At 73.9% G+C, this 19,708-nt stretch carries 9 protein-coding genes; 7 read left to right on the forward strand and 2 right to left on the reverse strand.

What is annotated here, in order from left to right; all coding sequences use genetic code 11:
* Window positions 1–40 precede the first annotated feature (40 nt).
* A complete protein-coding gene (locus BLW32_RS03055) occupies window positions 41–10,435 on the forward strand; it encodes a non-ribosomal peptide synthetase (protein ID WP_068740619.1) in 10,395 nt (3,464 codons plus the stop codon).
* 93 nt (window positions 10,436–10,528) lie between these two features.
* Entirely contained in the window at window positions 10,529–12,373 is a 1,845-nt protein-coding gene (locus BLW32_RS03060; protein WP_068523476.1) for a phosphoenolpyruvate carboxykinase (GTP), read from the forward strand.
* Between the two features lie 79 nt (window positions 12,374–12,452).
* On the opposite strand, the gene BLW32_RS03065 is transcribed toward BLW32_RS03060, so the two are convergent.
* Entirely contained in the window at window positions 12,453–13,985 is a 1,533-nt protein-coding gene (locus tag BLW32_RS03065; RefSeq protein WP_068740620.1) for a long-chain-fatty-acid--CoA ligase, read from the reverse strand.
* A gap of 119 nt (window positions 13,986–14,104) precedes the next feature.
* Between BLW32_RS03065 and BLW32_RS03070 the strand changes: the two genes are divergently transcribed.
* The 5 genes from BLW32_RS03070 to BLW32_RS03090 are packed head-to-tail and all read left to right on the forward strand — an operon-like array spanning window position 14,105 to window position 18,175.
* Window positions 14,105–15,286 (forward strand): lipid-transfer protein, encoded by a 1,182-nt coding sequence (locus BLW32_RS03070; protein ID WP_068740621.1) that lies wholly within the window; start codon window positions 14,105–14,107, stop codon window positions 15,284–15,286.
* A complete protein-coding gene (locus BLW32_RS03075) occupies window positions 15,283–15,744 on the forward strand; it encodes a MaoC family dehydratase N-terminal domain-containing protein (protein ID WP_068740622.1) in 462 nt (153 codons plus the stop codon). Before BLW32_RS03070 ends, BLW32_RS03075 begins: the two co-directional genes overlap by 4 nt.
* Window positions 15,741–16,139 (forward strand): MaoC/PaaZ C-terminal domain-containing protein, encoded by a 399-nt coding sequence (locus tag BLW32_RS03080; protein ID WP_068740623.1) that lies wholly within the window; start codon window positions 15,741–15,743, stop codon window positions 16,137–16,139. The genes BLW32_RS03075 and BLW32_RS03080 overlap by 4 nt, the downstream gene beginning before the upstream one ends.
* A 24-nt stretch (window positions 16,140–16,163) precedes the next feature.
* Window positions 16,164–16,994, forward strand: coding sequence for an SDR family NAD(P)-dependent oxidoreductase (locus BLW32_RS03085; RefSeq protein ID WP_068740624.1), 831 nt, complete (start codon window positions 16,164–16,166; stop codon window positions 16,992–16,994).
* A gap of 20 nt (window positions 16,995–17,014) precedes the next feature.
* Window positions 17,015–18,175 (forward strand): TetR/AcrR family transcriptional regulator, encoded by a 1,161-nt coding sequence (locus tag BLW32_RS03090; RefSeq protein WP_068740625.1) that lies wholly within the window; start codon window positions 17,015–17,017, stop codon window positions 18,173–18,175.
* Window positions 18,176–18,190: 15 nt separating this feature from the next.
* Here the strand turns inward: BLW32_RS03090 and BLW32_RS03095 are convergent, their stop codons facing one another.
* Window positions 18,191–19,189 carry a phosphatidylglycerol lysyltransferase domain-containing protein gene (locus tag BLW32_RS03095; RefSeq protein ID WP_068523483.1) on the reverse strand — a complete coding sequence of 333 codons (999 nt, stop codon included), beginning with the start codon at window positions 19,187–19,189 and terminating at the stop codon, window positions 18,191–18,193.
* Window positions 19,190–19,708 lie beyond the last annotated feature (519 nt).

The following is a 19,708-nucleotide window of genomic DNA, read 5'->3' on the forward strand; positions in this document are numbered from 1 at the left end:
TCGATAGGGTTGCGATCGCAAACCTGATGGAGAGGCGACCATGGCGAACCGGTTCAAGGGGAGGCGCGCTGCGCGCGCCGGAGTGACGCTGACCCGGGCGCAGGAGCACGTTCTCGCCGCGCGCGCGGCCGATGGGCAGGGTCCGCTCTGGACGATCAGCGAGTACATCGTCCTCGACGGGGACGTCGACGACGCCGTGCTGCGCCGCGCCGCCGCGTACGTGGCGACGGCGGCCGAGCCCCTCGTGGTCCGGATCGACGAGAAGGCGCACACCCAGGTCACCGGAGCCGGTACCACGGTTGTCGTGGAGGAGGTCGACCTGCGCCACGCGGCCGATCCCGAGGAGGCGGCCCGCAGGTTCGCCGCGGACCGTCTGGCCTCGCCCCCGCGCGCGCCCCGGGTCCGCCTCGCCCTCGTCCGCACCTCCGCGACCCGGGTGCGGCTGCTGCTCGAATGCGACCTCGCGGTCGCCGACGGCTACACCGCCGCCCGCGTCCGCGCCGCGATCGCCCGCGCCTACACCGCCCTGGTCGAGGGCCGCACCCTGCAGGCGGACCCGATCCGTCCGCTGCGCGCGCTGCGCGACGCCGAATCCGGCTACCTCGCCTCCCGCGACCGCGCGGAGGACGCCGCGTACTGGCGCGCCGCCGGCCTCCCGGGCCCGACCACGCTTCCGGGCGGCGCACCGTCGGGCGCCCCGAACGGCCAGGTCCGGGCGCCGTTGCTGTCCGTTCCCGCGGAGCTCGTCGGCAGCCTCGACGCCGAGGCCCGCGCCGTGGGCGTGCGGAACTTCACCGTCGCCGTCGTCGCGGCAGCGCTCGTCGCCGCGCGCCGCACCGGCGCCGAGCGGGTGCGGGTCGACCTGCCCGTGTCCGGCCGCATCGACGAGACCGGCCTCGACACCGACGGCGCCGCGGGCACCACCATCGCCGTGCGCGTCGACCTCCCGCCGGCGGGCACGGTGCGGGAGTGCCTGCGCGCCGTCGACGCCTCCATCCGGCAGGCCTTCCTGCACCAGCGCGGCCGCCCGCTCGACGGCGAGCACGGCTCGACGGGCCTGGTCGTGAACTACCTGCAGCCGATCCCGGAGGACTTCGCCGGCGTGCCCGGTGGCACCGAGGTGATCAACGCCGGCCCCGTCCGGCACCTCGCCTTCGTCGCGCTCGCGATGGACGACGGCCTCGTCCTCGACGTCCGCGGCCGCGCCGGGGTCTTCGACGACGAGCAGGTCGCCGCCCTCGCCGCCGAGTGGCGCGGCGCCATCGCCGCGCTCGTCGCCGACCCCGACGCGCCGCTGGGCCCGCTCCGCGAGGTCGTTGTCGCCTCGGAGCCGGCCACCCCGGACGCCGCCGCGGTGGGTACCGCCGTCGGCGGCGACGACGTCGCGCTCGTCGCGCAGTTGCTGAGCGACATCCTCGGCGTGCCCGACGTGGGCCCCGACGATTCGCTCTTCGACCTGGGCGGCACCTCGCTGGTCGCGGTCCGGGTCACCGACCGGCTCGCCGAGCTGCGCGGCGTCCAGATCCCCGCGGTCGACGTCTTCGACAACCCCACGCCCCGCGGCCTGGCCGCGCTGCTCGCGACGGCGCCGCCCGTCGCCACGCCTGCGCCGAGCCCTTTGAGCGGCATCGCGATCGTCCCGGCGTCCGGGTCCGAGGACGCCGCGGCATCGTCGACCCCGGCCCCGTCCGGCCCGGTGATCCCGTCCCTGGGCGACGTTCCGGAGGCCCCCGCCTCGCACGCGCAGGCCGGCCTGTTCCGCGACTTCCAGCTCTCCGGGCCCTCGCCGGTCTACAACATGCCGCTGGTACTCGACTTCGACGAGCCCGTGGACGCCGCCGCGATGGCCCTCGCCGTGCGGGACGTGGTGATCAAGCACCGGGCGCTGCGCACCGTGCTGCGGCTGCGCGGCGACGACGTGGTGCAGGACCTCACCGTTCCCGTCGACGACGCCCGGCTGCTCGAGCGGCGCACCGTCGCCGCCGACGACCGCGACGACGCCGCCCGCGAGTGCGCCGCGTACGCCTTCGACCTCGCCGCGGAACCGCCCTTCCGGGGCTGGCTGCTGGAGGACGCCGACCCGGACGAGCCGCAGCGGATGGTCCTCGTGCTGCACCACACCGCCGGCGACGGCGCGTCCGTGGGGCCGCTGCTGCGCGACCTGGTCGCCGCCTACGCGGCCCGCCGCTCGGGCGTCGCGCCGGATCTCGGCGCCCCCGCCGTCGAGTACGCCGACGTCGCCGCGTGGCAGGTCGCGCGGCTGCGGGACCCCGACGGCCCGGTCGTGGCGCAGCGCGAGTTCTGGCGCCGCACGCTCGACGGTGCGCCCGCCGAGACCGCGCTGCCCGTCGACCGGCCGTACCCCGCGGAGAACGGCTTCGCCGGTGGCACTGTCGATCTCGCGTGGCCCGCCGAGCTCACCGCGTCGCTGCGGACCGTCGCGCGCGCGTCCGGAGCGAGCCTGTTCATGGTCCACTACGCCGCCCTCGCGGCGCTGCTGTCGAAGCTCGGCGCGGGCGACGACGTGGTGATCGGCACCGCCGCGTCCGGTCGCCCCGCGTCGTGCGACGACGTGGTCGGCATGTTCGTCAACCTGCTGCCCCTGCGCACCACCGTCGACTGGTCGGCCCCGTTCGAGGAGTACCTGCGGCGCACCCGCGCGACGGTCCTCGACGCCTACGCGAATCAGGACGTGCCGTTCGGCGAGGTCGTCGCGATGCAGCCCCGCGGCTCGGCCGCCCGTCACCCCGTCTTCCAGGTGATCCTCGGCTGGAACGAGGACCCGGGCTGGGGCGACGTGCGGGACGTCCTCGGCGCCGAGGTGGCGCCGATGGCCGCCGGCACGTCCCGCGCGGACCTGCTGTTCAGCATCACCGAGTCCGCCGACGGCCTCGCCGGCGGCGTCGAGTACCGCACCGACGTCTTCGACCGCGCCACGATCGAGACCCTGGTCGCCCGCTGGCGGCGGCTGCTCGAGCAGATCGCCGCGGAGCCGCGGACCCCCGTCGCGGCCCTCGACGTGCTGCTCGACGCCGAGCCCGCCACCCTCGCGGCGTGGGGCGCACCGTCGGGCCCGCAGCCCACCCGCGTCGTGCCCGACCTGATCGACGAGTGGATCCGCACCAGCCCCGACGCGCTCGCCCTCGTCGACGACGAGGAGTCGCTGACCTACGCCGACCTCGACCGGGAGGCGAACCGCTGGGCCCGCCACCTGCACGGCGAGGGCGTCCGCCCCGGCGACGTGGTCGCTGTGACGGTGCCCCGCTCGGCGCGGCTCCTCGTCGTGGAGCTGGCCGTGCTGCGCGCCGGCGCCGCGTACCTGCCGATCGACCCCGCGTACCCCGCGGAGCGCATCGCGTTCCTGCTGGAGGACGCGGCGCCCCGCCTCGTGGTCGGCGCCGACACCGTCCCCGACCTGCAGCGGTTCGACGGCGCGCCGCTCACCGACGCCGAGCGGGGCCGGCCCCTGCGACCCGAGGACGCCGCGTACGTCGTCTACACCTCCGGCACGACCGGCACCCCGAAGGGCGTCGTGGTGCCGCACGCCGGTGCCGCCGGCCTGGCCGCGGCGATCGTCGCCGAAACCGGGGCGGGCCCGGGCGCGCAGGTGCTGTCGAACTTCTCGGTGGGCTTCGACATCTCCTTCTGGGACCTGCTCAGCGCGCTCGCCACCGGCGGCACGCTGCGGATCTCCGCCGAGACCCGCGTCGGCGACGAGCTCGCCGACTTCGTCGAGGAGCACGGCGTCACGCACGCGCTCATCACCCCGTCGGTCCTGGCCGCGGTCACGCCGGGCCGGATGGCCTGCCTGACCTCGCTCACCGTGGGCGCCGAGGCGGTCACGCGGCCGCTCATCGAGGCCTGGGCACCCGGGCGCCGGCTGATCAACGCGTACGGCCCCACCGAGCTCACCGTCGCCACGACCGTCGGGCGGCTCGAACCCGGCGCCGACGTGGTGTCGATCGGCCGCCCCATCGGCGGCTCCCGCGCGTACGTCCTCGACGCGGGGCTGCGCCGCGTGCCGCCGGGCGTCGTCGGCGAGCTGTACGTCGGCGGGCCGGGCGTCGCGCGCGGCTACGGCGGCCGTCCGGGCCTGACGGCGTCGCGGTTCGTCGCCGACCCGCTCGGCGCCGACGGCGACCGCGTCTACCGCACCGGCGACCTCGTGCGCTGGCTGCCCGGCGGCGAGCTCGAGTACGTCGGCCGCGCCGACGACCAGGTGAAACTGCGCGGCTTCCGGATCGAGCCGGGCGAGGTCGAGGCCGCGCTCGCCGCATGCCCCGGCGTCAGCGCCGCCGCGGTCGTCGTGCAGGGCGACGGTGCCGCCCGCCGCCTCGTCGGCTACGTCACCGGCACGGCGACCGAGCCGGACGCCCGGGCCTTCGCGGCGCGGAGCCTGCCCGCGCACATGGTGCCCGCCCGCGTGGTGGTGCTCGACGCGCTGCCGCTGACCGCGAACGGCAAGGTCGACCGCGCGGCGCTGCCCGCGCCCGACGCCGGCGACGAGGCCCGTTACCGCGCCCCCGGCACCTCCGCCGAGGAGCTCCTCGCCGGGGTCGTCGCCGAGGTGCTCGGCGTGGAGCGGGTCGGCGTCGACGACTCCTTCTTCGAACTGGGCGGCGACTCGATCACGGCGATCCAGCTGGTGGGCCGCGCCCGCGCCGCGGGCCTGACGCTGACCGCCCACGACGTCTTCGCGCACCGCACCGTCGCGGGGCTCGCCGCCGTGGCCGGCGTGGCCGATCCCGCGGACGCCGTGCCCGACGACGGCGTCGGTGAGATCCCGCCGACGCCGGTCCTCACCTGGTTCGCCGCGCGCGGCGGTACGCCGGACGGCTTCCACCAGTCGGTGCTGGTCCGCACCCCGTCGTCGGTCGACATCGCGACGGTGCACGCGCTGACCCAGGCCGTCCTCGACCGGCACGACGCCCTGCGCGCGGAGATCGGCGAGGCGCCCGGCGGGGGCCTCTCGCTCACCGCGCGGCCCGTCGGCGCGGTCGCCGCCGCCGACGTGGTGGACCGCGTCGACGCCACCGGTCTCTCCTTCGACGAGGTCGGCGCGATGATCGCCGCCCAGCACCGCCGGGTGACGGCCCTGTTGCGCCCGGGCGCACCGTCGCTCCTACGGGTCGTGTGGTTCGACCTGGGCCCCGAGCGGGAGGGCGCGCTGCTGGTCGCGGCGCACCACTTCGTCGTCGACGGCGTCTCCTGGCGCATCCTGCTCACCGACCTCGCAACCGGCTGGCACGCCGCCTCGACGGGCCGGCCCGTGGTGACGGCCCCGGTGGGCAGCTCCTTCCGCCGCTGGGCGACGGTGCTCGCCGACCGCGCCGGGCAGGTGGGCCCGGACGAGCTCGCGTACTGGCGGTCCGTGCTCGACGGTGCGCCGTCCCTGGTCGACGGTGCGCTGGACCCGACCCGCGACACCCACGGTTCCGCCGGCCATGCCGAACTGACCCTGTCCGCCGACGTCGCCGCGCCGTTGCTCGGCGCGGTGCCCGAGGCGTTCCACGCGGGCGTGCAGGACGTGCTCCTCGCGGCCTTCGCGACCGCGGTGACCGCTTGGGCGGGCGAGCGCGGACGCGACGCCGAATCGGCGCTCGTCGAGGTGGAGACGCACGGCCGCGACGAGACCCTGGCCCCCGGCCTGGATCTCACGCGCACCGTCGGCTGGTTCACCAACGTCCACCCGCTGCGGCTGCGGCCGGGCGCGGGTGCCGACGCCGCCGCGGCGGTCAAGAACATCAAGGAGCAGCTGCGGACCGTCCCGGACGGCGGTATCGGCTACGGCCTCGCGCGGTTCGGCGGCGCCGCGGCGGCGCAGGAGTTCGCGGGACTGCCGCAGCCGGAGATCGGCTTCAACTACCTGGGCCGCACGACCGGCGCGAGCGACCGCGACTGGGCGCCCGACCGCCGCTTCCCCGACCTCTCCCCGGCGCCCGACGGGCTCGCGCTGCTGCACGCCGTGGAGGTGAACGCGGTCGCCCGCGACGGCGCCGACGGGCCGGAGCTCGTCGCGTCGTGGACGTGGGCGCCCGCGCTCGTCGACGAGGACGCGGTGCGCCGCCTCGGCGCGCTGTGGTTCGACGCCCTGCGCGGCGTCGTGGCCGCGGCCGACGACGCCGGCGGGCACACGCCCTCCGACTTCCCGCTGGTCGCCCTCACCGCGGCGCAGGTCGAGCGGCTCGACGAGCGCTACCCGGGCCTGCAGGACGTGCTGCCGCTGACCGCGCTGCAGCAGGGCTTCCGGTATCACGCGGAGCTCGGCGACGCCGACGACGAACGGCCCGACCCGTACGTGGTGCAGACGGTGATCGACTTCGCGGGCGCCCTCGACGAGGGCCGCTTCGCGGCGTCGGTCGCGGCGCTCCTGGCCCGCCGCGAGGCGCTGCGCGCCCGGTTCGTCGCCGACGGCCTCGACGCGCCCGTCCAGGTCATCGCCGCCCCCGGGCCCGCGCCCTACCGGTACGAGGATGTGCGCGCGGACGACGACCCGGAGGGCCGGTTCGCCGAACTCGCCGCGGCCGAGCGGCGCCGCGGCTTCCGCCTCGACCGCGACCTCGGCATGCGGTTCCTTCTGGTCCGGGTGGGGGAGCGGGACTTCCGGCTGGTGGTGACCAACCACCACATCCTGTGGGACGGCTGGTCGGCTCCGGTGATCTTCCGCGACCTGCTGGCCGGCTACGCGGGCCTCGACCCCGACGCCGCCGGCGTCCCGCGGGCGACGCTGCGCGACTACTTCACCTGGCTGCGGGGCCGCGACGGCGACGCCGCGCGCACCGCGTGGGCCGCCGAGCTCGACGGCCTCGACGAGCCGACGCTCGTCGCCCGCGACCTCCCGCGCGCGCACCCGAGCGGCGCCGCGCGCGGGCCCGGAGCCGACGGCGGACCGTCGGGCCCGGAGCAGGACGAGGTCCGCGCGACCATCCCCGCCAACCTGACCGCGGCCGTCACGCGCCTCGCGGGCCGCCTCGGCGCCACGCCGGGGGCGGTGCTGCAGGCCACCTGGGCGATCGCGCTCGGCGGCGCGACGGGCCGCGGCGACGTGGTCTTCGGCTCCGTGCAGTCGGGCCGCCCCGCGCAGCTCGACGGCGTCGAGGACCTGGTCGGCCTCCTCATCACCACCTCCCCGGTGCGGGTGGACCTGGACCCGCGGCGCACCGTCCGCGAGGTCGCGCTCGGCGTGCAGGAGCAGTACGTGCGCCTGCTCGACCACCAGCACCTCGGGCTGACGGGCATCGCCCGCGCGGCCGGGCGGGACGAGCTCTTCGACTCGCTGTTCGTGGTGGAGAACTACCCGTCGACCGCGGGCGCGACGATCCCCGGCACCGATGTCGAGGTCGTCGACGTGCGCGGCGACGACGCCACCCACTACCCGCTGTCCGTCGCCGTGGTCCCGGGCGAGACCCTGCACGTCCGCGCGGGCTTCCGCACCGACGCGGTGGACCGCGCGGCCGTCGAGGACCTCCTCGACCGGTGGCGCCGGATCCTGACCGCCGCGGTCGCGCGCCCCGACGCCCGGCTCGCCGACATCGACGGCGCAGGGGAGACCGAGCGGCTGCTGGTGCGGCGCTGGGGCGGCGCGATCGGCGGCGTGCCCGCCCGCACCCTGCCCGAGCTGTTCGCGCGCCGCGCCGCGGCCCGGCCGAAGTCCCGGGCCGTCGCGGGCGAGGGCACGCCCCTCACCTACGCCGAGCTCGACGCGCTCTCGAACCGGTGGGCGCGCCGCTTCCTCGCCGAGGGCGTCGGCCCGGGCGACGTGGTCGCCGTGACCGCGCCCCGCTCGATCGGCTTCGTCGCCGTCGTGCTCGGCGTCGCGAAGGCCGGCGGCGCGTTCCTGCCCATCGACGCCGCGACGCCGCGGGAGCGGATCGAGGCCATGTTCGCCGACGCGCACCCCGTCCTCGAGGTCGACGGTGCGCTGCTCGACGCGGGGCCCGGCGGGGACGCGGGCGAGGAGCCCGTCACCGACGCCGACCGGCGTGCTCCCCTGACCCCGCAGGACGCGGCCTACGTCATCTTCACCTCGGGCTCGACGGGCACGCCCAAGGGCGTCACCGTCACCCACGCCGGCCTCGCCGACCTGGTGCGGACCTTCGACGAGCTGGATCTCGGGCCGGGGACCCGGATGCTGCACAACGCGTCCGTCGGCTTCGACGCCGCGGTCTGGGAGCTGCTGTGCGCGCTCGGCACGGGCGGCACGCTGGTCGTCTCGGCGACGGTGCGCGCGGGCCGCGAGCTCGCCGCCTTCGTCGAGAAGTACCGGGTCACCAACGCGGTGCTCACGCCCTCCGTGCTGGCGTCGGTGCCGGAGAGGCGGATGCGGGGCCTGACGTCGCTGGTGGTCGCCGCCGAGGCGGTGCCGCGTGCGCTCGTCGACCGCTGGGGCCCCGGCCGCCGGCTGGTCAACGCCTACGGCCCCACGGAGGCCACGATCGCGGTCTCGTTCGCGCGGATCCGCCCCGGCGAGTCCGGCCCGGTGCCCATCGGCCGCCCCGTCCGCGGCATGGCGGTCCGGGTGCTCGACGGCGCCCTCCGCCGCGTCGCGCCCGGCGTCGTGGGCGAGTTGTACGTCGCGGGCGCCGCGGTGGCCCGCGGCTACGTCGGCCGGCCGGGCCTCACGGCGTCCCGGTTCGTCGCCGACCCGTACGGTGGCGCCGGGACCCGCATGTACCGCACGGGTGACCTGGTCCGGTGGCTGCCCGACGGGACGCTGGAGTACGTGGGGCGCGCCGACGACCAGGTGAAGATCCGCGGCGTCCGCGTCGAGCTCGGCGAGGTGGAGGCGGCGCTGGCCGCCTGCCCGGGCGTGAGCGCCGCGGTCGCCGCGGTGCGCGACGGCGCCACCGGTGCGCGGCTCGTCGGGTACGTCGTCGCGCCCGGCCTCGCGCCCGACGAGGTGACGGCCGCCGTCGCCCGCCGGCTGCCCGCCGCGATGGTCCCGTTCGTCGTGGTGCTCGACGCGCTGCCGCTGACCCCGAGCGGCAAGCTCGACCGGGCTGCGCTGCCGGAGCCGGTGTTCGCCGCCGCGGCCGGGTACCGGGCCCCCGAGACCGAGGAGGAGCGGGCCATGGTCGCGCTGTTCGAGTCGGTCCTCGAGGCCGAGGGCGTGGGCCTGGACGACTCCTTCTTCGAGCTGGGCGGCGACTCGTTGTCGCTGATGCGGCTCGTGGACCGCGTGGACGTCGACTTCGGGGTCCGCGTCCCGATCGTGGGGCTGTTCGAGAGCGCCACCCCGGCGTCGGTGCTCGCGTCGCTGTCGGCGGCGGGAGGGGCGCGCGCCGGCGTCGAGGTCCCCGTCGACGACGTGCGGTTCGCGCCGGCCACGCCCGACGTGGTGCCGAGCGGGCACGAGGTCCTCGTCACCGGCGCCACCGGCCTGCTGGGCGGGCACCTGATCCGGGCCGTGCTCGAGGCGGACCCCGCGGCGCGCGTGCGGGCCCTGGTCCGCGCCCGCGACGAGGCGTCGGGGCTGGAGCGGATCCGCGCGACGATGCGGGGCTACGGCTCCTGGTCGGACGGCTACGAGGACCGCATCACCGCGCTCCCCGGCGACCTCGCCGAGCCGGGCCTGGGCGTGGACGCGGCCGTGTGGGATCGCGTCATCGAGCAGGTCGACGCGATCATCCACTGCGGCGCGCGGGTCAACCACGTCGAGCCCTACCCGCGGCTGCGGGCCGCCAACGTCGACTCCACGCGGTTCCTGCTGGAGCTGGCCTCGCGGCGGCCGGGGACGGTCTTCCAGTTCGTCTCCACCATCTCCGCCGCGGGCGCCTTCGAGGAGATCCCCGACGCCGGGTACACGCACTCGAAGTGGGTGGCCGAGCGGGTCGTGGAGCTCGCGGCGGCGAGCGGCGTCCCGTCGACGATCCTGCGTCCCGGCCTCCTGACGGGCGCCCTGGACTCGGGCGCGACGAACACGGACGACGCCTTCTGGAACCTGGTGCGGTCGATCGCGACGGTCGGCGCGGCACCGTCGGAGCTGCTGGACCAGACGATCGAGATGACCCCCGTCGACCGCGCCGCGGAGGCGATGGTCGAGGTCCTCCGCACGGGCGACGAGCCGCTGCGGACGCTCGAGGTGGGCAGCGGCTCGCGGGTGAGCTGGCGGGAGATCGTCGGGGCGCTGCGCCGCGGCGGCTATCCCGTCGAGGCGGTGCCGGGGCACGTCTTCCTGGAGCGGCAGACCGCCGCGTTCCGCGACCGGCCGGAGGTGGCGGGGGCGCTCGCGCGCGCCATTCTGCTCATCCGTGCAGGTCTGGAGCGTGAGACCGTCGGCGAGGGTGGCGGCTGGACCCCGACGAGCGCCGCCGACGGGCGGATCGGGCTCGACGGTGACCGGGGTCCCGTCGGGGACGCCGGGCTCGACGTCTACGTCGACTACTTGGTGCGCATCGGCTTCCTCCCGCGCGTGGGGAAAGGGGCCGAGGTGTGATGTGAGATGTTGCACGTCACCCTCGGTTCTGTGACCTTGCCCGATGTGTGACACTGGTTCAAAGGTTCGTATGCGACTTTGGAGATGACACCTATGACGTCAGCCACGATTCCCGGCCTCGAGGGGGATTCGGTCCCCACGAAGCACGCCCAGCTCGTCGAGTGGGTGCGCGAGGTCGCCGAGCTCACGCAGCCCGACCGCGTGGTGTGGGCCGACGGTTCGGACGCCGAATGGGATCGCCTGACCGCCGAGATGGTCGCCGCGGGCACGTTCACCAAGCTGAACGACGCGAAGAAGCCCAACTCCTTCCTCGCACTGTCGGACCCGGCGGACGTGGCGCGCGTGGAGTCGCGCACCTACATCTGTTCGGAGACCAAGGAGGGCGCGGGCCCGACGAACAACTGGGTCCGTCCCGCCGAGATGCGCGCGACGATGACCGACCTCTACCGCGGCTCGATGCAGGGCCGCACCATGTACGTGGTGCCCTTCTGCATGGGCCCGCTGGGCGCCGACGACCCGAAGCTGGGCGTCGAGCTGACCGACAGCCCCTACGTGGTGGTCTCGATGAAGATCATGACCCGCATGGGCACCGCGGTGCTGGAGAAGCTGGGCGACGAGGGCTTCTTCGTCAAGGCCATCCACTCCGTGGGCAAGCCGCTCGCGCCGGGCGAGGCCGACGTGGCGTGGCCCTGCAGCGAGACCAAGTACATCACCCACTTCCCCGAGACCCGCGAGATCTGGTCGTACGGCTCGGGGTACGGCGGCAACGCGCTGCTGGGCAAGAAGTGCTACGCGCTGCGCATCGCCTCGGCCATGGCGCACGACGAGGGCTGGCTCGCCGAGCACATGCTGATCCTCAAGCTGATCTCGCCGGAGGACAAGGTCTACTACATCGCCGCGGCGTTCCCGTCGGCCTGCGGTAAGACCAACCTCGCGATGATCCAGCCGACCCTGCCGGGCTGGCGCGCCGAGACCGTCGGCGACGACATCGCCTGGATGCGCTTCGGCAAGGACGGCCGCCTGTACGCGGTGAACCCGGAGTTCGGCTTCTTCGGCGTCGCCCCGGGCACGTCGATGGACTCGAACCCGAACGCGATGAAGACCATCGACGCCGGAAACACCATCTTCACCAACGTCGCCAAGACCGACGACGGCGACGTCTGGTGGGAGGGCATGTCGGCCGCGCCGCAGCACCTGACCGACTGGCGCGGCGACGACTGGGAGAGCTCCTCCGCCGAGAACGAGGACGGCGTCGTCACCGTCGCCGCGCACCCGAACTCGCGGTACACCACCCCGATGTCGCAGTGCCCGTCGATCGCCCCCGAGTGGGACGACCCGCAGGGCGTGCCGATCTCGGCCATCCTGTTCGGCGGCCGCCGCAAGACGACGGTGCCGCTGGTCACGCAGGCGCGCGACTGGAAGCACGGCGTCTTCATGGGCGCGACCGTCGGCTCGGAGCAGACCGCCGCCGCCGAGGGCAAGGTGGGCACCGTCCGCCGCGACCCGATGGCGATGCTGCCCTTCCTGGGCTACAACGTGGGCGACTACTTCGACCACTGGCTCACCATCGGCAAGCAGGCCGACGAGTCGAAGCTGCCGGCCGTGTTCTACGTGAACTGGTTCCGCCGCGGCGAGGACAAGCGCTTCCTGTGGCCCGGATTCGGCGAGAACAGCCGCGTGCTGAAGTGGATCGTCGACCGCATCGAGGGCAACGCCGCCGGCAAGGAGACGCCGATCGGCATCGTCGCCACCCCGGAGGAGCTGGACCTCACCGGCCTGGACACCCCGGTCGCCGACGTCGCCGAGGCGCTGGCCGTGAACGTCGACGAGTGGAAGGGCGAGCTGCCGTCGATCGACGAGTGGTTCGAGTTCGTCGGCGACAAGCTGCCCACCGGCCTCAAGGACGAGCTGGACGCGCTCAAGCAGCGCCTGGGCTGATCCCCTGACACGCACTGCGCCCCCGCCGAGACCGGCGGGGGCGCAGTGCTGTCCGGGCTACCGCAGACGGCGCTCCGCGTCAGGAGCGCGACCAGTCCCGCTGCCGCAGGTCGCGCTTGAGGATCTTCCCCGCGCCGGAGACGGGCAGTGCCTCGACGAAGGCGACGGACCGCGGCAGTTTGTAGTTCGCGATGTGCACGCGCGCGAAGTCCCGGAGCTCGTCGCCGGTGACGGACGCGCCGGGGGCTAGCACGACGACGGCGTGCACCCGCTCGCCCCACTCCTCGTCGGGCACGCCGATCACGGCGACCTGCGCGACCGCGGGGTGCTTGGCGAGCGCGTTCTCGACCTCCACCGAGTAGACGTTCTCGCCGCCGGTGATCACCATGTCCTTGATGCGGTCGGCCACGAAGACGTATCCGTCCTCGTTCATGTAGCCAGCGTCGCCGGTGTGCATCCACCCGCCGCGCAGCGCCTCGGCGGTCTCGGTCTCCTTGTTCCAGTAGCCCGCCATGAGGTGGTCGCCGCGGGCGACGATCTCGCCCACCTCGCCACGCGGCAGTTCGACGTCGTCGGGGCCCACGATCCGCACCTCGGAGTGTGCTGCCGGGCGGCCGCAGCTGCGCCGTAGAGCGGGGTCGTCGTGGTCCTCGGCGGTGAGGAGGGTGGCGACGGGGGCCAGTTCCGTCATTCCGTAGGCCTGCGTGAGCCGCGCCTCCGGAAGCAGCGCGTGTGTCCGCTCGAGCACGGCCTCGGAGATCGGCGAGGCGCCGTACATGATCCGGGTCAGGCTCGACAGATCCGCGGACCGTCCCTCGGGGGAGTCGATGAGCATCTGGATCATCGTGGGCACGAGCAGGGCGTCCGTCACGCGGTGTTCCTCGATCGCGGCGGCCACCCCCGCCGGTGTGAACGACGGGACCATGACGTGCGTGGCCCTCGTGAGGCACGCGATGGTCCACGCCGCGAGGTCGGCGAGGTGGAACATGGGCGCCGCGTGCAGGAGGACACCGCCGCGGTTGAGCATGCCGGTGGTGACCAGCGAGCCCATCGCCGACGTGAGGCACGCGCGGTGGGAGAGCATCACGCCCTTCGGGGTGCCGGTGGTGCCGCCGGTGTAGAAGATCCCGTACAGGTCGTCGCCGTGACGCCGGGCGTCCTCGATCGGTGCGGTGGAGGCGATCAGTGCCTCGTAGCCGAGCATCCCGGCGGGGACCGCGCCCTCGCCCGCGTGGATCACCGACGTCACGTTCGGTGCGAGGGCACGCAGCTCCGGGACGAGGGGGGCGAACGCGTCGTCGACCACCAGGAGGTCCGTCCCGCAGTCGGCGAGGGAGTAGGCGATCTCGGCGGCGCTCCAGCGCACGTTGACCGGATTGACCACGCATCCCGCCCAGGGCGTCGCGAGCAGGACCTCGTGGTAACGGTCGCTGTTGAGCGACAGGATGCCGATCCGGTCACCGTCCTGTGCGCCCAGGCCGCGGAACGCGCCCGCGAGCCGCGCGACCCGGTCGGCCGTCTCGGCGGCCGTGCGGCGGCGGTCGCGGTACACCGTCACCACGTGCTGGGGCACGGCCTGTGCGGTCTGGGACAGCGATTGTGTGATCTGCACGGCAATCCTCCGAGGAGTGAACGGCTACCAGTGTGATGCTGGCTACAACGAGATCGACTATTGCATGTCAGGATGGATCCGTGCAATAAATGTGAATATCCAATCGTACGGAGGTAGAAATGAGTCGCACATTCGTCGCCGGCGTCGGGATGGTGCCGTTCGCCACCCCGCGCACGGCCGAGCCCTACGACGTGATGGCTCCGGCCGCGATCCGGGCCGCCCTCACTGATGCGGGCGTCGAGCTCGCGGACGTACAACAGGCCTACGCCGGGTACGTCTACGGCGATTCGACGAGCGGCCAGCGCGCGCTGTACCGGGTCGGAACGACGGGGATCCCCGTCGTCAACGTGAACAACAACTGCTCGACCGGCTCGTCCGCGCTCTTCCTCGCGCGCCAGGCCGTCGCGTCCGGCGCCGCGGACTGCGTGCTCGCCTTCGGTTTCGAGCAGATGGAGCGCGGCGCGCTCGCCATCAAGTGGCCCGACCGGCCGAGCCCGTTCGTCGACTTCATGGCGATCGCGGAGGAGCGGAACGGTGCCAGTGAAGCGCCGTTCGCCGCTCAGCTCTTCGGCGGCGCGGGCGCCGAGTACGCCGAGCGCTACGGCGTCGCACCGGAGACCTTCGCCAAAGTGGCGGTCAAGGCCCGCACCCACGCCGCGAACAACCCGTTCGCGGTGTTCCGGGACCCGGTCACCGTCGAGCAGGTGCTGGCCTCTCCCCAGATCTTCGGCCCGCTCACGCGCCTGCAGTGCTGCCCGCCCACCTGCGGGGCCGCCGCCGCGATCATCGTCAGCGAGGAGTTCGCCCGCGCCCGCGGCCTGCGCACGACGGTCGCGATCGCCGCGCAGGCGATGACCACCGACGGTGCCGCGACGTTCGACGGATCGCTGATGAACCTCGTCGGTGCGGACATGAGCCGTCGGGCCGCGGACCAGGTGTACGAGGCCGCGGGCGTCGACCCGGGCGACGTGCGGGTCGTGGAGTTGCACGACTGCTTCACGGCGAACGAAATCCTCTCGTACGAGTCCCTGCGGCTCACTCCGGACGGGACCGCGGAGAAGTTCATCGAGGACGGCGACAACACCTACGGCGGCGCGGTGGTCACCAATCCATCGGGCGGTCTGCTGTCCAAGGGGCATCCCCTCGGCGCGACGGGCCTGGCCCAGTGCGCGGAACTGTCCTGGCAGCTGCGCGGTGAGGCCGGGGCCCGCCAGGTCGACGGCGCCACCCTCGCCCTGCAGCACAACATCGGGCTCGGCGGTGCGGCCGTCGTGACCCTCTACGAGCGGGGAGACCGATGAGCATCGACCGCGACGCCGCGCTGGCGCTCGCCCTGCCCGAGTTCCCCGTCGACGTCGAGCGCGGCCGGTTGCGGTTCTTCGCGCAGGCGATCGGCGAGACCGATCCCGTGTTCACCGATCTCGGCGCCGCCCGCGCCGCGGGCCACCGCGACCTGCCCGCCCCGCCGACCTTCGTCTTCAGCCTCGCGCTGGAGGCGCCGGACCCCTTCGGCTACCTCGGCGACCTCGGAATCGACCTGCGGCACATCTTGCACGGCGAGCAGCGCTTCGACCACCATGCCGTCGTGTACGCCGGTGACCGGATCACCGTGCGGGAAAGCATCGTCGACGTCTACGCCAAGAGCGGCGGCGCCCTCGATTTCCTGGTCAAGCGGTCCGAGTTCCTCCGCGACGGCGAGCCGGTCGCCACGGCCACCTCGACGATCGTCGTCCGTCGCCCGCAGGAGGCCGCCGCATGAGCGCATCCATCGACGTGGGCACCCAACTGCCCCCGCTCGCCGTCGGTGAGATCACGCGCACCACCCTCGCACTGTTCGCGGGCGCGAGCGGCGACCACAACCCCATGCACATCGACCTGGACGTCGCCCGGTCCGCCGGACTCGACGACGTCTTCGCCCACGGCATGCTCGGCATGGCGCACCTGGGCCGAATGGTGACGGATTGGGCCGGCGTGCAGCGCATCCGCAGCTTCGCGGTGCGGTTCGTCGCCATCACGCCCGTGCATGCGGAGCCGGTCTGCCGGGGCACGGTCGTCGCGGTCGACGATGCCGCCGGCACCGCCATCCTGGACCTCACGGTCACCCTCGCCGACGGCACCACGACCCTCACGGGCACCGCCGTCGTCGATCTCTGACCCCCACCCCGAAGGAGCACAACCATGTCCGCACTGAACGGCAAGATCGCCGTCGTCACCGGCTCCGGCCGCGGTATCGGCCGCGAGATCGCCCTCAAGCTCGCCGCCGACGGCGCCGCGATCGTGGTCAACGACCTCGACGAGGAGCCCGCCGCGCAGACCGTCGCCGACATCGAGGCGGCGGGCGGCCGTGCCGTCGCCTGCCCCGGCAGCGTCACCGAGGAGGGCTTCGCCGAGCGCTTCGTCGGCACGGCCGTCGATGAGCTCGGCGGGCTCGACATCATCGTCAACAATGCCGGGTACACGTGGGACTCGGTCGTGCAGAAAATGACCGACGAGCAGTGGGACGCGATTCTCGACGTGCACCTCAAGGCCCCGTTCCGGATCTTGCGCGCCGCCCAGCCGGTGATCTCGGGTCTCGTGAAGGCCGCCCGTGCGGAGGGCCGCGAGGTGCCGTGTCGCAAGGTGGTCAACATCTCCTCGATCGCCGGGCTCGGCGGCAACGCGGGCCAGGCCAATTACGCCGCGGCCAAGGCGGGCGTCACGGGCCTGACGAAGACGATCGCCAAGGAGTGGGGCCGGTACAACGTCACCGTCAACACCATCGCCTTCGGCCTCATCACGACCCGCCTGACCGAGGCCCCGGCCGGCGGCGACGGCAGCATCGACGTCGCGGGACGGGAGATCAAGGTGGGCGTCAATCCACAGCTGCTCGACGCGATGGCGGCCCAGATCCCGCTGGGCCGCGCGGGCACTCCCCAGGAGGCCGCCGGCGCCGTGTACCTGTTGTGCCGGCCGGAGTCCGACTACGTCAGCGCGCAGACTCTGGTGTGCGGCGGCGGCTACATGATCTAGGCGCCCTAGGCTTGGACCCCATGGAGGCGACATCGGTGGTGCGCTCGCGGCCGGCCAATCGGCGCGAGCTGATCATCGAGGCCGCGGCCACGGCGTTCGCGGCTCGCGGCTATGAGAACGTCGCGATGAGCGCCGTCGCCGAGGCCGTGGGAGTGCGCCCCTCCGCTCTGTACCGGCACTTCGCGAACAAGGAGGCGATGCTCGCGGCGGCGTTCGAGGGGTACGTCCTGGACCTGCGGGAGGCCCTCGCGGCGGGGTCGGAAGGGGACCGGTTCGGGCCGCTGATCGACCGGACGCTGGCGCATCGTGCCGCGGGCCGGCTCTGGATCCGGGAGGCCCGCTACCTCCCGGCGGACTCGGTCGCCGTGGTTCGCGAGGGACTCCTGGCGGACCTCGATGCGGTGGTCGCGGCGCCGGGCGACGGTGCCGGAGCGCGGGTGCGGTCCATCGCCGTGCTCGGCGTCCTGCTCAGTACGGCGATGCACGCCACGGAATCGGCGGTGCCACCGATGCGGGCGCTCCTCTCCGCGTTGGTGTCCCGTGCGGCGGCGGGGCCACTGGCGGCGGACGGGGCCCCCGTCGTCGCGCCGCGCGGCCTGCCCCGGATCGCCAAGCGCGAGCAGATCCTCGCTGCCGCGGTCGAGTTGTTCGCGGCCCGGACCTACGACGGAGTCGCGTTGGACGACATCGCCGCCGCGGTCGACCTCGCACCGTCGAGCATCTACAACCACTTCGCCAGCAAGGAGGAGATCCTCGCCTCGGCGCTGCACCGCGCCAACGGTTTCGTCCAGGTGGATCTGGACGAGGTGCTCGCCGCCACCGACGACCCCGGTCTCGCGCTCCACGCGATCGTGGAGCGGTACGCGGGCTTCGCGGTGCGCCACCCCGGAATGACCCAGGCCATCGTCTCCGAGATCGGCGAGCTCACCGAGCGGGAGAGCGCCGTCCTGATCGACGCTCAGCGGGCCTACGTGGGCGAATGGGTCCACCTGTACGGCAGCGTCGACCACGCCGATTCCTCGGCGCGTCGGGTCGCGGTGATGGCGGCGATCACCGCGGTCAATCAGCTCGCGTGCACGCCGGGGGCCCCGCGCGGAGCGGAAAGAGCTGCGCTGGTGACGGCGTACGGGCGCAGGATCCTCGGTGTCGACGGGGCGCGGGCCCCGCTTCCACGGGCCTGACGGCGCGGCGCCGGTTCAGAGCCGGGTGCCGCGGCCGTACCGGCCGAACTCGAGCAGGATCAGCGCGGCCGCGACCCGCACGAGCTGGTGCGGGCGCAGCATGACCGCGCGCTCCTGGTCGAAGGAGCGGTACTTGCGCAGGTAGCGGTACAGCCGCTCGACGTGCAGCAGCGGGTCGAAGGCGTGAACGGCCCGCCGGGCCGCAGCGCGGGCCCACGGATGCCGCAGGGCCGTCGCGTCGTCGGCGAACAGGTCGGGGAAGGGTGCGAAGGCGAGGGAGACGCGCTTGTAGCCGTGGTCGCGCGCCCACGCGATGGTCTCCAGCGTGAGCCGCTCGTCCACGCCGTTGGGCGCCCGGCGCGCGCGGAGCGGCAGGTCGAGCGAGAGGTCCTCGGGTCCGGCGGGCAGGTACCGGTGCGCGGCGCAGACGGTGCCGTCGGCCGTCCTGGCGAGGGCGAAGACCCCGTCGGGCGTGGCGCCGTCGAGCATGCGTCCCAGGATCATCGAGAAGCCGCGGGTGGGATCGTGCCCCGCGAGGGTCTCCATCCGGCGGACGGCCTGCCGGTCCAGGTCGGTGACGTCGGCCTCCCTCACGATCTCGACGGTGACGCCCGCGTTGCGGGTGCGGGAGACGGCCTGGCGGAGGTTGCGGAACCGTCGTCCGACGAGGTCGAAGGAGCAGGTGTCGACGACGACGTCGCGGCCGATGGGCACCGCCCGCAGGCCGTGCGCCTCCCACAGCGGGCGGGCGGCCTCCCCGGCCCCCAGCACCGCGATCGGGCGGCGCCCGGCGCGCCGCACGAATTCCGCGACCGCGGCAGCGCGGGCCTCGGGGGTGAGGCCGACGGGGTCGCCGCTCGCGACGACCACGCCGAGCCGGATCGCGTAGCCCAGCACTGCGTTCCCGTCGGGGGAGGCGATGTGGGCCTTCTCGGGCCGGAGGGCGAACGGTGCGAGGGGATCGCCGACCGACCGGCCGACCAGGTCCGAGACGCTTCGGTTGCCGAAGGACATGGTTCGATTATGCGCTCGCGCGCGATTCCGGTCCCGGTGGGGCGGCCGCCCCGGCGATTTCGACGGGGCCGCAGCGCCGTTCGCGCGACGAGACCGCTGAGGCGGAACGTCGAGACAGTGGGCGACGCGATGTCGCACGCCGGACGGCTCGGGACGCGATGGCAAATCGTACGGTGTACTGATTGTGTCGGAAGTGGCGGCGGCAATCGCCGTCGGCGAGGGTTCGGTGCCGTGACGGGTGCGATTGTGGGGTGTGATCGAAAAAATTACCGCCGCGAAACACTCTGCCCTTCACGGTGGGCAAGACAGTTTCCGAAGACGCTTTCCGCGCATGTGGTCGCGTTCACATCGTGTTGGTTTTGTTACCTGTGTCCCCTGGATTCCGATTCGTTACTCGTGTTGGCTCGGAGATGGGTCGAATCGGTAGCCATAGCAACCACCTCCGAGTTCTCTTTCACATCAATGCTTCTCATCCGCGCGTCGCGAGCACATCGCCGGTGTCGCGGTGATCGGTGCTGC

Origin of the sequence: Tsukamurella tyrosinosolvens (genome assembly GCF_900104775.1) — a bacterium.
GTDB lineage: Bacteria > Actinomycetota > Actinomycetes > Mycobacteriales > Mycobacteriaceae > Tsukamurella > Tsukamurella tyrosinosolvens.